General features: G+C 45.9%; 15 protein-coding genes. 6 read left to right on the plus strand and 9 right to left on the minus strand.

Features of this window, described 5'->3' with window-relative positions:
* The first annotated feature begins 143 nt into the window (after positions 1-143).
* Complete coding sequence (gene dbpA, locus KIV41_RS01180; RefSeq protein ID WP_285335543.1) at positions 144-1,523, plus strand: ATP-dependent RNA helicase DbpA; 1,380 nt, start codon at positions 144-146, stop codon at positions 1,521-1,523.
* Positions 1,524-1,590: 67 nt separating this feature from the next.
* Here dbpA and KIV41_RS01185 read toward each other — a convergent pair whose 3' ends face one another.
* Together KIV41_RS01185 and cpdB are read right to left on the minus strand one after the other, a co-directional pair.
* Positions 1,591-2,163, minus strand: a complete 573-nt coding sequence (locus KIV41_RS01185) for a Crp/Fnr family transcriptional regulator (RefSeq protein WP_285335544.1) — start codon at positions 2,161-2,163, stop codon at positions 1,591-1,593.
* Positions 2,164-2,260: 97 nt separating this feature from the next.
* Complete coding sequence (cpdB, locus tag KIV41_RS01190; RefSeq protein WP_252041530.1) at positions 2,261-4,222, minus strand: 2',3'-cyclic-nucleotide 2'-phosphodiesterase; 1,962 nt, start codon at positions 4,220-4,222, stop codon at positions 2,261-2,263.
* Positions 4,223-4,496: 274 nt separating this feature from the next.
* Here cpdB and cobA point away from each other — a divergent pair, with 274 nt between their 5' ends.
* From cobA to cysC, 5 genes are all read left to right on the plus strand, one after another.
* The gene (gene cobA, locus KIV41_RS01195; protein WP_045402724.1) at positions 4,497-5,372 is read left to right on the plus strand and encodes a uroporphyrinogen-III C-methyltransferase; all 876 of its coding nucleotides are present in this window, start codon (positions 4,497-4,499) and stop codon (positions 5,370-5,372) included.
* Positions 5,373-5,430: 58 nt separating this feature from the next.
* Entirely contained in the window at positions 5,431-6,339 is a 909-nt protein-coding gene (gene cysD, locus KIV41_RS01200) for a sulfate adenylyltransferase subunit CysD (RefSeq protein ID WP_005450539.1), read from the plus strand.
* Between the two features lie 18 nt (positions 6,340-6,357).
* The gene (gene cysN / locus KIV41_RS01205; RefSeq protein ID WP_005450536.1) at positions 6,358-7,788 is read left to right on the plus strand and encodes a sulfate adenylyltransferase subunit CysN; all 1,431 of its coding nucleotides are present in this window, start codon (positions 6,358-6,360) and stop codon (positions 7,786-7,788) included.
* Between the two features lie 208 nt (positions 7,789-7,996).
* Positions 7,997-9,721 (plus strand): SLC13 family permease, encoded by a 1,725-nt coding sequence (locus tag KIV41_RS01210; protein ID WP_010445401.1) that lies wholly within the window; start codon positions 7,997-7,999, stop codon positions 9,719-9,721.
* Positions 9,722-9,745: 24 nt separating this feature from the next.
* Positions 9,746-10,363, plus strand: coding sequence for an adenylyl-sulfate kinase (gene cysC, locus KIV41_RS01215; RefSeq protein WP_020196529.1), 618 nt, complete (start codon positions 9,746-9,748; stop codon positions 10,361-10,363).
* A 90-nt stretch (positions 10,364-10,453) separates the two neighbouring features.
* On the opposite strand, the gene KIV41_RS01220 is transcribed toward cysC, so the two are convergent.
* The 7 genes from KIV41_RS01220 to KIV41_RS01250 all read right to left on the minus strand — a co-directional run bounded on the left by KIV41_RS01220 (position 10,454) and on the right by KIV41_RS01250 (position 16,041).
* Positions 10,454-11,359, minus strand: a complete 906-nt coding sequence (locus KIV41_RS01220) for a TIGR03899 family protein (RefSeq protein ID WP_010445404.1) — start codon at positions 11,357-11,359, stop codon at positions 10,454-10,456.
* A gap of 325 nt (positions 11,360-11,684) precedes the next feature.
* On the minus strand, positions 11,685-12,179 hold the full coding sequence (locus tag KIV41_RS01225) for a DUF3299 domain-containing protein (protein ID WP_045386403.1): 495 nt from the start codon (positions 12,177-12,179) through the stop codon (positions 11,685-11,687).
* A gap of 5 nt (positions 12,180-12,184) precedes the next feature.
* A complete protein-coding gene (locus KIV41_RS01230; RefSeq protein WP_285335545.1) occupies positions 12,185-13,444 on the minus strand; it encodes an ABC transporter permease in 1,260 nt (419 codons plus the stop codon).
* Entirely contained in the window at positions 13,441-14,169 is a 729-nt protein-coding gene (locus tag KIV41_RS01235; RefSeq protein ID WP_010445409.1) for an ABC transporter ATP-binding protein, read from the minus strand. Before KIV41_RS01235 ends, KIV41_RS01230 begins: the two co-directional genes overlap by 4 nt.
* A gap of 52 nt (positions 14,170-14,221) precedes the next feature.
* Positions 14,222-14,932 carry a DUF2796 domain-containing protein gene (locus KIV41_RS01240; RefSeq protein WP_045386405.1) on the minus strand — a complete coding sequence of 237 codons (711 nt, stop codon included), beginning with the start codon at positions 14,930-14,932 and terminating at the stop codon, positions 14,222-14,224.
* Between the two features lie 95 nt (positions 14,933-15,027).
* A complete protein-coding gene (locus KIV41_RS01245; RefSeq protein WP_010445413.1) occupies positions 15,028-15,327 on the minus strand; it encodes a DUF2607 family protein in 300 nt (99 codons plus the stop codon).
* 162 nt (positions 15,328-15,489) lie between these two features.
* Complete coding sequence (locus tag KIV41_RS01250; protein ID WP_010445415.1) at positions 15,490-16,041, minus strand: YtfJ family protein; 552 nt, start codon at positions 16,039-16,041, stop codon at positions 15,490-15,492.
* Positions 16,042-16,206 lie beyond the last annotated feature (165 nt).

The raw sequence follows: 16,206 nt of genomic DNA on the forward strand, positions 1-16,206 counted from the left end.
CAATATCCATTAATGAGCGAATGCAGCTGACTTTACGTCGTTTTCTGCTATTACTCATTAACAATGGTTAATTTTCACTGGTCTTCGCGACAAATCTGGCGATAATGTGCCCTCTTTTTCATCCCACCTGAGGATATTTCCCTGTGAGCAAACAAACTTTTGACCAAGTAGGGCTTAATCCAGCGCTACTAGAGACGCTTGAATCATTGAACTACACCCATATGACGCCAATTCAAGCGTTGAGCTTACCTGCGATTTTGAATCAGCGTGATGTGATTGGTCAGGGTAAAACAGGCTCAGGCAAAACGGCGGCATTTGGTCTGGGCGTATTGTCCAGCCTAAATGTGAAGCGCTTCCGTGTACAATCTTTGGTGTTGTGCCCAACGCGTGAACTGGCTGATCAGGTGGCGAAAGAGATCCGTACGCTAGGTCGTGGTATTCACAACATTAAAGTACTGACATTGTGTGGCGGCATGCCAATGGGACCGCAAATCGGTTCACTAGAGCATGGAGCTCATATTCTGGTGGGTACGCCAGGTCGTATCCTTGATCATCTAGAGAAAGGTCGCATTAACCTAGAAGAGCTAAACACGCTGGTTCTAGATGAAGCAGACCGTATGCTGGAGATGGGCTTCCAAGACGCACTCGATGCGATCATTGATGCTGCGCCTAAACAACGTCAAACACTGCTATTCAGTGCGACTTTCCCTGAGAAGATCGAACAGATTGCTCAACGTATTATGCAATCGCCAGAGATGATCAAAGTAGAATCGACACACGATACGTCGAGCATCGCGCAGTACTTTTACAACGTTGAAGGTTCAGAAGCACGCGATGAAGCTCTGGCGAACCTACTACTGACGCACCAGCCAGAGTCAGCGGTGGTGTTCTGTAATACCAAGAAAGAAGTACAGAATGTAGCTGATGAACTGCATCACAAAGGCTTCAGTGTGGTGGATCTTCATGGCGATCTAGAACAGCGTGAGCGCGACCAAGCTCTGGTCCAGTTTGCTAACAAGAGTGTCTCTATCCTTGTTGCAACAGACGTAGCGGCGCGTGGTTTGGATGTCGACAATCTTGATGCGGTATTTAACTTTGAATTGTCTCGTGACCCAGAAGTACACGTTCACCGTATTGGTCGTACTGGTCGTGCGGGCAGCAAAGGTTTGGCGTTCAGCTTCTTTGGTGAGAAAGATGGCCTACGTGTGGCTCGCATTGAAGAGTACCTAGATATGGATGTGGTACCAGCAACACTGCCAGCGAAATCAACTCAGCAGCCATACCAAGCGAAGATGGTGACGATTAACATTGATGGCGGTAAGAAACAGAAAGTACGTGCGGGTGATATCCTTGGCTGTTTGACTGGTAAAAATGGTATCACGGGTGCACAAGTGGGTAAGATCCAACTAATGGCGATGCGTTCTTATGTTGCGGTAGAGAAATCTGTGGCGAAGAAAGCACTGCAAACCATCAGCAACGGTAAGATGAAGGGTCGTCAATTCCGTGCTCGTATTCTGAAGTAAGCAGAACTTGATTTAATGCAAAGGCGCTCGACATTGAGCGCCTTTGTTTTTTCCAGCCTATCTGACCTTATTCATTACCTTTCTTTAAGCGTGACTTAATTCGGCTAAGACTGATCGCGGTAATCCCCAAGTAAGCGGCAATCTGGCTATCGGTAATACGCTGTTCTAAGTCTGGATAATGCTGACAAAATAGTTGGTAACGCTCTTCTGGTGAGTAGAGCAACATAAAGCGTTCTTTGTTTTCTTTATGCATTAATTGCGCTTCGAGCAGCTTTAAGTAGATAGGATGCTTTTCTTCACGCCATTGATGTAGCACTTCAATTGGTAAGCAAAACAGATGACAAGGTGTCAGCGTTTCTAATAAGTACGGCGATGGCTGATTCTTGATAAGCCCTTCAAAGCCAATCACCCAATCCTTTTCCCAGTAGAACTCTTTACTGAACTCCTTACCTTTGTCGGTCAGATAACTGGCATGGCACAACCCTTCCAAAACAAAGTAGATGTGCGAGCTGAACTCACCTTGGTGATTGAGAATATGGCGCGTTGGCAGTTCAAGCTGTTGCCCATGTTCAATAAGCTGATTCGCTTCATCTTCAAGGAAGCCATGGTGGATTAAGTCTGAAAAAAGATCGCTGTGCATGTGATAACTCAGAAACGGTTTTCCTCATTCTAACGGTTTTTACTGATAACAAAAAAGCGGCTCATGAGAGCCGCTTGAAATCACTGTCAAACTTGCCTTATTTATTCAGGTCGATTTGGTAAATCGCAAAACCAACTTCGTCAGTTGCGACACGTTTCATCGGGTATTGCCCTTTCTCTTTGATGAACTGCGCGGCTTTATCACTTGGTGAGGTTTCAAAACGAACATCAAGTTTTTTGTCCGATTTGATTGGTGCGAAAGACCAGTTGTTATCTGCGCTTGGTGTTACTTCACCTTGCTCTTTGCTGATGCGAGATATGTAAGCGGCAACTACTGAGCGGTTCTCGTCTGGAGAATCAAACGCGATGAAATCCGGACCAGTGCCTGGGAAGGTTGCGCTATAAGCACGGTAGTTGTTAGTTGCGATGATGAAGTCTTGTTTTGGATCAACTGGCTTACCGTTGTAAGTCAGGTTCACGATACGCTGTGAATCTGGGTTGATCACTTTACAATCCGCATCGTACTTCGGCGGTTGAGTAACATCGATTTGGTAGTTCACACCATCCATCACATCGAAGTTGTAAGTACGGAAGCTATCCCAGTTGATCAAAGACTGAGGTTTATTGCTGTTAACATCAATGTGATTGAATTGACCTGCGCTACACTCTAGCCATTCGTGAACTTCTTTGCCTTTAACCTTCATTGCTACTAGCGTGTTCGGGTAGAGGTAAAGGTCTGCGGCATTACGGAAAGTCAGCTGACCTGACTCTACTTCTGTAAAACCATTTGGATCGTCTTTACGTCCGCCGACTTTAAATGGTGCCGCTGCGCTCAATACAGGAATATCTGCAAGATCTGGGTCGCCTTGGATAAAGCGTTCCACGTAATCTTTCTGCGCTAGGTTTACGATTTGAATCGTTGGATCATCTTGTACAAGCGCTAGGAAGCTGTACATCACATCATTTGCTTTACCGATTGGCTGGTTGACGAATTCACGTGTGCCTTTATGGTCATCAACAAGTGCATCCACGATGCCTTTATCGGCTTCTGCCAAAGATTTCTTGTTAGCTTTATCGAAGATAGGGCGCGCTTCAGATTGACCTTCAACCACTTGCCACTTGCCATCTTTTTCTTTCAGCATCAAGTCCATTACGCCAACGTGGCTACCCCAGCGACCTGGCATGACTGCGGTTACGCCATTAATTGTGCCTTTTGCGTTGTCGACACCCTGCAGCTTGGCAAAGTCTTTACCTGGGAACACGGCGTGAGAGTGACCAAATGCAATCGCATCAATGCCTTCCACTTCTGTGAGATAGTAAACCGAGTTTTCAGCGCCTAGTTTGTATGGGTCAGTCGAAATGCCTGAGTGTGGGATCGCCACAATCACGTCTGCGCCTTCTTTCTTCATCTGAGGAACCAGCTTTTTCGCTGTCTCAGTGATGTCTTCAGCGAAGACTTTTCCTTCTAGATTCTTCTTATCCCATACCATGATTTGCGGTGGTACGAAGCCGATGTAACCCACTTTGATTTCGTGGCTTTGACCATCAGTGTCTTTGAACGTGTGCGTTTTAATGAGATAAGGTTTGAAGTAGTGCTCACCTGTCTTCTTGTCGAAAACGTTAGCACTAACATAAGGGAAGTTTGCACCGTCGATAGAGTTTTTCAGGAACTCAAGACCATAGTTGAATTCGTGGTTACCTATGTTACCCACATCGTAATCCAACTGGTTCATCGCTTTGTATACAGGGTGGATTTCGCCAGCGTTAATCCCTTTCGCTGCCATGTAATCGCCCATTGGGCTGCCTTGAATCAAGTCGCCATTGTCGACCAAAACACTGTTCACGGCTTCTTCACTAGCTTGCTTTACCAGTGTTGCTGCACGGCTAAAACCAATTTGTTGCGAAGGTTGGTCTTTGTAGTAGTCGTAATCCATCACATTGGTGTGAATGTCGGTGGTTTCGATAATACGTAACTTGATGGTGTCCGCCATTGCTGGGCTAGCAAGTGCTAACATGCCACCCAAAACTGCGACGGATAGAGGATTAACAGCCATTTTCATGAAGTGCTCCAATTTAATGGGATAGGGAAGTGTGGCGTACTGTAACAAACTTTTATGTGACGAAACGATTGCTGGAGAGAAAATTGTGATAATTAGATAAGAAATAGCCTAACAATATTCTAGTGTGTTTGCTTTTTGTGCAAATTAGAATGAGACCAAACCAAAGCTTCTTAGCAGTTTTTTGAATAAAAAATGAAATTTTAGAATTTCAGGTAATATAGCCAGCCAGCCATAATGCTGCTCATACCGATATCAATGGATGATGAGCAAGCACATGGCAGTGAACGATTCAGTAACGACTCTCCCAATCAATAAGCCTCGGCTGGTTTCGAATAACCAAGCTGCTGATCTTCCCCGTTTCAGCAAACAATCTCTTCAACCGGGTGAAGTTGCCCTTGTCGGTGCAGGTCCGGGCGACCCAGAGCTATTAACGCTTAAAGCGCTTAACTGCCTGCAACAAGCTGACGTTGTGCTATACGACTATCTAGTGTCTGACGAGATCATGGCGTTAATCCCAAGCGAAACCATTTTGGTATGCGTTGGTAAACGTGCGGGTCACCACAGTGTGCCGCAAGAGAAGACCAACCAACTGCTGGTGGATTTTGCTAAGCAAGGCTACAAAGTGGTACGCATTAAAGGTGGCGATCCATTTGTGTTTGGCCGTGGTGGTGAAGAGTTGGAAGTCTTGGCAGACGCCGGCGTGCGTTTCCAAGTCGTTCCGGGCATTACTGCCGCTGCAGGTGCGACCGCTTATGCCGGAATTCCGCTGACGCATCGTGATTACGCGCAATCAGCACTGTTTGTCACCGGTCATCTGAAAGAAGAAAGTGACGACATGGACTGGTCGACACTAGCTCGTGGGAATCAGACTTTAGTGATCTACATGGGGCTCATGAAATCACACTATATTCAGAATCAGCTCATCAAACATGGGAGGGCAGCCTCAACCCCTATCGCCATCATCGAGCGCGGTACGCAAATCCAGCAAAAAGTTTTCACCGGAGAACTTTCTCAACTATCTGAATTATCTAAAGAAGCTCAAGCTCCGTCTTTGATTGTTGTCGGCGAAGTTGTGCGTCTATCTCAAAAGTTGGACTGGTTTTTGTCTAGTACTGAATTCAACAAAAGTGCTATTGCCAGCTCCATATAATTTCAGACAAAAAATTAGGGACTAATGAGCCTTCAAGCTTAAAAAGGAAAGACAAAACATGGACCAACAACGTTTAACTCACCTTAAACAGCTCGAAGCGGAGAGTATTCATATCATCCGTGAAGTTGCTGCTGAGTTCGATAACCCAGTCATGATGTATTCGATTGGTAAAGATTCATCAGTCATGTTGCATCTTGCGCGTAAAGCCTTCTACCCAGGCAAAATTCCATTCCCACTACTGCACGTAGATACGGATTGGAAATTCCGCGAGATGATAGAGTTTCGTGATCGTACCGCTGAGAAATACGGCTTTGAGCTTTTGGTTCATAAGAACCCAGAAGGTCTAGCAATGGGTTGTAGCCCATTTGTGCACGGCTCTTCAAAGCATACTGACATCATGAAGACTCAAGGTTTGAAGCAAGCTCTGAACAAGTACGGTTTTGATGCAGCATTCGGTGGTGCACGCCGTGATGAAGAGAAGTCTCGTGCAAAAGAACGCGTGTACTCATTCCGTGATAAGAACCATACCTGGGATCCGAAAAACCAACGTCCGGAGCTTTGGAAAACATACAACGGTCAAGTAAACAAGGGGGAGAGCATTCGCGTGTTCCCACTTTCAAACTGGACTGAGCTGGATATCTGGCAATACATCTACCTAGAAAACATCGAGATCGTGCCTCTGTACCTTGCAGACAAGCGACCGGTTGTGGAGCGCGATGGCATGCTGATCATGGTAGACGATGACCGCATGGAGCTAGAACCAGGTGAAGTGATTGAAGAGAAGAGTGTACGTTTCCGTACTTTGGGGTGTTACCCACTGACTGGCGCGATTGAGTCTGAAGCAAACACGCTAACAGGCATCATCGAAGAAATGCTGGTGGCAACCTCAAGTGAGCGCCAAGGTCGTGCGATCGACCACGATCAGTCAGGATCGATGGAACTTAAGAAACGTCAAGGTTACTTCTAAAGGATCTAAGGAAAGATAATGAACAGTGCAGTTGAAGCTCAGTTAGCCGAGCTTGGTATTGAAGGCTATTTAAAACAACACCAGTACAAGTCGTTACTTAGATTCCTGACTTGTGGCTCGGTAGATGATGGTAAAAGTACCCTAATCGGTCGCTTACTCCACGACTCAAAACAAATTTATGAAGATCAGCTAGCGGCAGTTCACTCGGATAGCCAACGCGTAGGCACCACGGGTGAAAAGCCAGATTTGGCATTGCTGGTAGATGGTCTACAAGCAGAGCGCGAGCAGGGCATCACCATTGATGTGGCTTACCGTTACTTCTCGACGCAGAAGCGTAAGTTCATCATTGCTGATACACCTGGGCATGAGCAGTACACGCGTAACATGGCAACAGGCGCATCGACCTGTGATTTGGCTGTGATTCTGGTTGATGCACGCAAAGGTGTGTTGGACCAAACGCGTCGTCACTCATTCATTTCTAACCTACTGGGTTTGAAACATTTCGTTGTAGCGATCAACAAAATGGACTTGGTGGATTATTCACAAGAACGTTTTGAAGAGATCCGCGATGAATACTTACAGTTCTCAGAGAACCTAGCGGGTGAGACGGATATCCAAATCATTCCGTTGTCAGCGCTAGAAGGCGACAACGTAGTAGAGAAAGGACAGAACCTAAGCTGGTTCGAAGGTCCATCTCTGCTTGAGCTACTTGAGACTGTTGACGTTGACCACGAGAAAGGCGAAGGCGACTTCCGTTTCCCTGTTCAGTATGTAAACCGTCCTAACCTCGATTTCCGTGGTTTTGCGGGCACGATTTCATCAGGCTCAGTGAAAGTAGGTGATGCGATTAAGGCGCTGCCATCAGGTAAAACCTCAACCGTAGCACGTATCGTGACTTTTGATGGTGATGTACAGGAAGCACAAGCAGGTCTGGCTGTGACCTTGACTCTGAATGACGAAATCGACATCAGTCGTGGTGATTTATTGGTACTGGAAAATGCGCAAGTAGAATCAACCAACCACTTGTTGGCTGACGTTGTGTGGATGACAGAGCAACCGCTGCAACCGGGTCGTGATTATGACATTAAGATTGCTGGTAAGAAGACGGTGGGTCACGTTGAAGCGATTCGTCACCAGTACGACATCAACAACCTTTCGACTCACGGCGCAGCGGAGTTGCCGCTTAACGGCATTGGCTTGTGTGAGTGGTCGCTGAACGAATCTGTCGCGTTGGATAACTACCAAGATTGTGCTGATACCGGCGGCTTCATCATCATCGATCGTCTAACCAATGTGACAGTTGGTGCGGGCATGGTGAAAGAAAGCTTGGCTGCTGTTGAGCGTGGTCTTGCGGATGTTTCTGCGTTCGAGCTTGAACTCAATGCTCTCGTTCGTAAGCACTTCCCACACTGGGAAGCTAAAGACCTAAGCCTGTTACTGAAGAAGTAATTTGGTTCATCAAGCCTGATGGGGTTGCGAAACCCGTCAGGCTGATTTCCCCCGAATCCAGGATGCTCCGGAAGCCCAAGAAACCGAGCATTCTGGCGTTCTTTTTCGCTTGCTTTGCTTTTTTGTCTGGTTACTCGTTTGTCACTCCGTGCAGCTAAGTTTGCACGAGTTGTTGTGCCCGTATTGGGTTTATTGGTAAGGATTGGCTATGTGGGAACAAGGATTTGTATTAGCGATTTTGCTTGGCATTATCACTTGTTTACTCGTAACCAAACTTAAACCAAGTTATGTGTTTGCTGGCGCTGCCTTTATTGCTTTTATGGCTGGTATGTTAGAGCTCAATACCATTGCGGCAAACTTTACTAACTCTTCACTTCTGACTTTAGTGCTATTAATTCTTGCATCAAGCGCATTAGAAAAAACGTTATTAATTAGTTGGGTCAGTCGCAGTATTTCTGAAGGTAATCTTGGTAGTGTTATTGCCAAACTAGGCTTTTCTACTGCTTTGCTTTCTTCTTTCACTAACAATACAGCGGTGGTGGTGTCATTAATTGGTGCGATAAAACGTAACCAACAGCACGCGCCTTCTAAGCTTTTAATTCCCCTTTCTTATGCGGCGATTTTTGGTGGCACGCTGACGCTAATTGGTACCTCGACCAATTTAATCATCAACAGCTTTGTTGAGGATGCGGGCTTACCAAGCCTGAACTTCTTTACTCCGACTATGATTGGTTTGGCGGTGCTGGTGGGCGGAGTACTTATTCTTATTCCGCTGAGTTATTTATTGCCAAACTATGATGACCAAAGCCAAGAAGATTTACCTTACTTCTTAGAATCTCGAGTTGAACCGGGATCGCCATTGGTTGGACGTACTATCACGGAAAACAACTTACGCGCACTGAGAAAACTATTCTTGGCTGAAGTGATACGCGATGGTGTCAGTGTTCCGTCGGTCGGACCTGACTTTGTCCTCAATGCCAAAGACCGACTGCTGTTTTGTGGCGATGTAGAGAGCGTGGCGACGCTACAGGAAATCCCTGGTTTAACGTTGTTTGGCCATCAACACCTCAATGGTCAGAATTTTATGGAAGTGGTGGTGAGTTCATCGGCGACTTTCTGCCATAAAACACTTAAAGAGAGTCGCTTCCGTGATCGCTTCGATGCCGTTGTCGTAGCAATTCGTCGTGGCCATGAGCGTCTTGAAGGTGGCTTAGGCAACATTACCTTAGCTGCGGGTGATACGTTAGTTTTGGTTCCCGGTAAGCGCTTTGAGACGGAACGCCGCGCGCATCGAAAAGAGTTTGTGTTGGTGAACGATCTGGATTCGAGTGCACGCTTGGATGCCAACAAATCTGCCTTGGTGTTGTTTGGCTTTGCTGCCGTGATTGGCTGTGCACTGCTGGAACTCGTACCTATTATCAAAGGTCTGGCGGCGTATTTGATTGCGCTACTTGCCTTTGGCGTGATTCAGCTTTCCGAACTTCGTCGTCGCTTCCCAATTGATATCGTGGTGATTGTGGGTTCAGCGTTATCTATTGCGCAATTGATGATTTCATCCGGCTTGTCGGTGCGTATGGGCAATATGTTTATCGAAGCCTTTAATGGCTGGGGCGTGTTTGGCGCTTTAGTCGCCACTTACATCATGACTTTGGTGTTAACTGAGCTCGTGACCAACAATGCAGCGGCGGCGCTGTCTTTCCCTATTGGCTACAGTATGGCGGTAGGTTATGGCGTTGACCCAATGCCTTTCATAATGGCGGTGCTGTTTGGCGCCAGTGCCAGCTTTATTTCTCCTTACGGATACCAAACCAACCTGTTGGTGTACAGCGTAGGGAATTACAAATTGACCGATTATGTGCGAATTGGCGTGCCGATTTCCATCGTGTATTCAGTGTTAGTACTGACGCTGATTCCGGTCTTCTTTCCGTTTTAATCTTTAAATTTACAAGGATACGTTATGACTGCCGAAACTCCGGTAAAAGATGAAAACATCGTTTGGCATCAGCACTCGGTTGATAAACAGTTTCGTGCTGGATTAAAAAAGCAGAAGCCTGCGGTACTTTGGTTTACTGGGCTATCGGGTGCGGGTAAATCAACGGTGGCGGGTGCATTGGAAAATCGCTTAGCTGAATTGGGTTATCACACTTATTTGCTCGATGGCGACAATGTGCGTCATGGCTTGTGCAGCGATTTAGGCTTTTCTGAGCAAGACCGTCGCGAGAACATTCGCCGTATTGGTGAGTTAGCAAAACTGATGGCAGATGCGGGGTTGATTGTTTTGTCAGCGTTTATTTCTCCTCACCGCGCTGAGCGTCAATTGGTGCGTGATCTACTGCCTGAGGGTGAGTTTATTGAAGTGTTCGTCAATGCGTCTTTGGAAGTGTGTGAAGACCGTGATCCGAAAGGCTTGTACAAAAAAGCACGCGCAGGTGAAATTCCTAATTTCACCGGTATTGACTCAGAATACCAAGCACCAGCAAACCCAGAAATTGACTTGCCTGCGGGCGAAAAGAGTGTCGAAGAGCTGGTGGAGTTGTGTTTAATCGACCTTAAACAACGCGGCGTGATCCGATAAAAAAGCATTTGGATCATAGGTGGCCAAAAAGTTGTTGTGCAGTTCAAAGAGCTTTTGGATCATAGGTGACCAAAAGCTCTTTTTGCTGTACTAAACAGTGTGATTTACCGTAGGTTTCGCTTCGCTATGAACACTAAATTTATGATTTAAAAGCGCTAACATCTGATCGTAGTACTGACTGTTAGTTTTGTTGCCAAGTAGCTTACACAACTCATTGCCTGTTGGAGTAAAGCGGTAGTACAGCAGGCGCACACCTTTTGTGTTCACCTGTAGTGACAAGTTCTTGCCTTGATACGTGAGCATTAACGGCGTTTCAATGCCAATCTCTCCAGACTCTAATTCGGTGCTGTGCAGTAGCCCCAATTCAATCAACACTAGCAAACTCGAATAAGGAAGCTGGAAGCTCCCCATATTCAGACTGTTGGTCGTATCTCGTTTACCAAAACTGAATATGCCACCATGCGCTTTATATCCAATAAGAAGTTTACGGCTGTTATCTCCCCCAAAGCTACAGGCTAATGAAGATGCTCGTTGGAGAATTTGTGCTTCTTTAGGTGTCATGTCCTTCAGCACTTTGAGCGCTTTCATTGATGTTGAGCCTGGGTTGGTTACCTCACGTTTTAATACTTGAGCCCAGAGTTTTTGCATTGAGCTGTTATGTATATCTTGTGCCATATCAAAGAAGCGATATAACCAATCTTGGTCTGGATCCCCTGCGGTCTCATCCCGACACGATGTATGAGCAAGCTTTAATATCTGTTCTAGATTCTTTTGTCTTTGCTCTTGTCGTCTTTGTTCTCGTAGTTGGGCTCGTTCTATTGCAGACTTGGCCGGTGGATCGCTTTGTAATAACGCATCTAAGCCATAGGTCTGTGCAATTGTTTGAACTCGACTTGCACTGTCTTTGATGTAGCTTGATTTTTTATCGTGTGCTTGATGAGTTGAGGAACTCGCATCGTGCTCGATGACGACGGGTTGTTTGATGGATTCTGCCATATGCTGATGCCCTACCAAGAACTTGCGTTTTATGCCTTTGTCAATTTACACCGATAAATGTTGTGCGACCAGAGAGACATGTCCGGATTTTGACAGAATAAGGACTATTCAAAATGATAATGAGTTGTTAAAATTGTTATCGTTATTTTGGAGGGGTGATGAAATATTCAGACGCAAGCAAACTGAGAAAACACCTGTCGATAGCGCTACTTTTGGTTTTGTATGTTGGCGTGTTAGCGTATTTATCTCGTTACATAGTATAAACAGCAGGCATAAAAAAGGCGCCGAACCGACGCCTAGTGTATTTATTTAATCAAGCAGACAGTTACATGTCATCGTAGGGTTCGATTGATGAGCCTTCAATCACGTAGGCAGTTTCTGCCAACTCATGTTCAATGGTCTCGGTTTTTAACGTTCCCACCACATAAATGACATCCCAAAGCTCCTGCACTGGGGCTCCTTTCGGGAATTTTACATAAATGATCTGGTTTGGCGGTGGCGGCGGAACGTGGATACAAGCGCCAAAGTACGGTACCAGTAGGAATTCTGTCACTGTATTCGCATCGCCTTCTAAAGGGATCACGAAGCCAGGAATCTTCACCTCACTACCGTTCAGTTCCGAACGAACATTGCCAATCTTTGACTGTTGTGCCGCACCACCACTGTGATCGGAGGCTGGCATACCCACACTATCAAACATTTTCCGTTCAGCTTCTGGTACAAGATCTATCCAATCAAGTGTCAGAGCTTCATCACTGGCCATGACTGGCGCAGTAAACGAAATCACTAGCAAGCAGCTAGCGAGTATTTTTTTCCACATTTTTACTAGATCCTTATTGTCATCCCATCACTGAGCGATTGTCGGTAAGCGCGGAATGCAGGGATGAAGCCAATCACAATACCGGCACATTGTACCAAGCCAAGTAGCATCCACTCGTAAGGAGAGAGCGCCGTTAATGTAAGATGTATACCATAGCTTTGTTGGATTATCGGTTGCAATAGGGCAAGTATGGAATACAAACCAGCTACACCAGTAATGATGCCTGCAAAAGTCAGCAAACTTGCTTCACTGATCAGTAGTGAAAAGACATGTCTTGGCCGTGCGCCCATAGCACGTAGTATTGCCATTTCACGGCGGCGCTCTTGTAAGCTTGTCAGTAGGCTACTCAGCATCCCAAGCAAGCCCGCGACGACCACAAAGCCAGAGACCGCCATCAGCGCTTGCTCTGCAACCGACATCATGCCCCATAATTCATGCAAAGCGACACCTGGTATGATGGCGCTGAGTGGCTCTTTTGGATAAGTATTGATTTGTCTTTGTAGAGCAAAAGTTTGAATGCGTGACTTCAAGCCGACCAACATGGCGGTGATCTGCTTAGGTTGGAAGTCTCTGCTTTTGAGGTCTTCTGCTTTTGGGGTTGGTCCTAAGCGTGCTCCACTTTCCCAACCAACGTGAATTGCTTCAATCGCTTCGAGCGATACATGTACGGTTTTATCAACGGGCGTACCTGTAGGCTCCAGAATACCGACGACTTTAAATGGCAAATTATCGTGACGACTAAAACCAACATCACTGATGCCATGGGCAATGATGATTTCGCTGCCGATGTTATAGCCGAGCTGCTTCGCAACGTCAGAACCGAGAACTGTTTCAAATAAGCCATTGAATTCTTTGCCTTCAGAGAAGGTTAGTGGTTGCTTACTTCCGTACTTGTAATGCTCGAAATAACTGTGGTTGGTCCCCATGACTCGGAAGCCTTTGTGCGAATCACCCAACGAGATTGGAATTGCCCAGTCTACAGCGCGGTGGTGAGCAAACTCTTGGTAACTCTTCCAGTCAATATTGTTGGTGGCATTGCCGATTCTGAATACTGAGTACAGCAGCAGATTCACTTGCCCCGAGCGACCTCCGACAATTAAGTCTGTGCCAGAAATGGTGTTAGCGAAGCTGTCTTTTGCTTGGGTTCGAATACGTTCAACTCCCAACAAAAGGACAACCGAAATTGCGACGGTCATGATGGTGAGAATGGCCGTCGCTTTGCGGTTCATCAGGCTTTTCCAAGCGAGCTTTACAACGGCACTCATGATTCGCCTCCTAGGGTCTTCGCTTGATTGATATCAGGCAGATTAAGTGTTCTGTCGAACAAAGATTCTAGAGTTGGGTCATGGCTGACAAAAACCAGCGTGGCATTGGCAAGGTTGGCTTGCTCCATTAGTAGTTCAATAAATGCTTTGCGGTTGTCATGGTCCAGTGCGGATGTTGGCTCATCGGCAATCACCAGTTCAGGTTGACCGATTAGTGCTCGTGCCGCAGCGACACGTTGCTGTTGGCCAATACTCAGCTCCGAAACGGGTTTGTCATGCAGTTCTTTTGGTAAACGTAAACGCTCTAGTAGTGTTGTTGCTTGTTCTTCCAGTGATGCTATTGAAGCATTGAGAGCAACACGGTCGCGGCGAACTTTACTGAACTGACATGGAATTAGGACGTTCTCTATCACATTTAGATAAGGCAACAAATTGAATTGTTGGAAGATATAGCCAATGTGATCGGCACGAAATTTGTCTCTTTGACTTGCCCTTAGGCTAGCAATATCAGTATTTAATACCGACAGTGAACCGGATGTGAGTGTATTGATGCCTGTTAACAGAGCAAGCAGAGTTGATTTACCACAGCCGCTCGGGCCTTTGATAAATACATGCTCGCCTTGAGCAATGTGTAACTGTGGGATATGGATGGTTGCGTTTTCTGAGCCGGGCCAGACAAACTGGGCATTATGCAGCTCAACAACGTTTGACGTGGTTTCAGTCATAATAAATCACCAAAGCAATGGCGTGTAAGTGATTACTTACACGCCATATAAGTTATTTAATTGCGATCTTAGTGTTGTCTTTGCTTAGGTTGGTCGCAGACTGAGTTGTGTCAGTGAACAAGTTAACGCTGATTGATTCTGTTGCCGGGAACAGTTTGAACCAAGTGGTATCAATGCTGTTTAGGTCAGCAACTGAATCACAGTGGTAGCGATATTCAGCCGTAAACTCGCCGTGGCCGCCGTGTTCATGATCGTGACCCTCGTGCTCGTCGTGATGCTCATGGCCTTCATGATCGTGATGGTCATCATGTGCGTGTTCATCATGCTCATGCTCGCTATGCTTTTCATGATCATGTTTGTCGTGTTCATGCCCATCGTGGTCATGTTTATCATGATCGTGGCCTTCATGGTCGTGGTGATCATGACCTTCATGAGAGTCTTGGCTAAGTGTGTGAGATACGTGAACATCTTCAATCACACATTTCGCTTGTTTGTTGATAGCAAATAGCTTGCCTGTATCTTTTAGCGCAGCAATCGCTTGTTTAAGTGCTTGCTCTTGCTCTGCATTTTCTGGTGCGTGCTCAAAGCCAACAACGTCTGCACCTGGAGAAGTGATTTCAATCAGCAGGTCTTTACCATCTTGAGCAATATTGAATTCTACATGACCGTGCACATGCGCTTCGTGTTGACGGTATTCCTCTGCGTTTGCAGTTGCTGTTAGTGATAGTCCGATAACAAGAGCTAGAGCGTGTTTAGAAGGCATTATCTTTTCCTAATTTGCTTAATGTATTGTTTGGTTGCTTTTTAAATCATAGGGTTAGCAACCCGTTTAATTTCTAGTATGGGGGCTTCTTAAGTTTAGGCAAATATAGGCGGTGCACGCGCAGTGTAGCGTACATCACTGACGTTAAACTGTGTTTCGATACAGTCAGAATACGTCGAACGCTGGTAAGTTGGGGGGAGAAGTTCTGGTTGAGCCTTAGCCAAGCCATGATGTGAGCCAGCAAACATCTGGCAATGATGATGGCTATGGTGCTCTGGAATGAGATCAAGTTGATGTGCGATGGTGGCAAAGTTCCACGCAAGCAGTAACGCAACACTGAGTAATACAACAGTGCGACGCCAATGATGTGTGGTTACTTGCCAGCGAGGAGACATCTTAAAACCTGAAACGATACCTGGTGTTATAATATAACACCCATTTTCGCTAAAAGTTCACTCTTTTGTTGCGACTAGAGAAATTATCTTATGTGAAATAATAGCTTACGTTCATGGAGGGGAGGTGCTCCTTGCTTATTGTCTGCAAGGAGCTGAGGTGCATTAGATGTTTTCTTGGATCAAAGCAAGTACTTGGTTGATTTCATCAGAGGTTAGAGCGCCTTCTTTGACGAACAAGATCTTACCTTGCTTGTCTTGCACTACGATTGCAGAACTCTCTTCTTGCAAAGCCCAAGTGTTTGCCACCACGCCATTTTCATCAAGTACCATTGATGACCAAGGGAATTCTTGTTTGCTGTCTTGTGCTGATGATTTTACAAATGATCCGGTACCCCAAACCGCATCATCTTGGTTGATGATGGTTGTCGTTTGGTAAGCATCTTCTGGGAATTTCGCTTCAGTTAGCGCGGTCATTAGCGGCGCGTTCATTGCTTTTGAACTGCTGCGTCCTGCGATTGCATGAATGACACGGACTTTACCTAGCATTTGTTGTGTTGCCCAAGGTTGGTAGGCTACCCCTTCACCTTGCATTACGATCTCTCCGTAAGCATCAACCTTAACGGTAGGGACGCTTTCCCCCATTGAGAGGTTGTGAGCAAGTGCTAAGCTTGGCGCAAGAGCAAAAAAAATCGGGAGGAGAGTCTTAGTTTTCATATTGTTATGTTCCGTATGGGTTGTGAGACTTTCCAAGTATATACTTACAGTGAATAAAAATGTAGAACCATTTATAACAATTATTTAACGTACGATATGCAAAATAGTTGCGATAGTGAGGATTTTTGTTAGAATGAACTCAGTCGCAAATTGCGCATAAAGATT

Origin of the sequence: Vibrio sp. D401a, assembly GCF_030248515.1 — a bacterium.
Taxonomy (GTDB): domain Bacteria; phylum Pseudomonadota; class Gammaproteobacteria; order Enterobacterales; family Vibrionaceae; genus Vibrio; species Vibrio rotiferianus.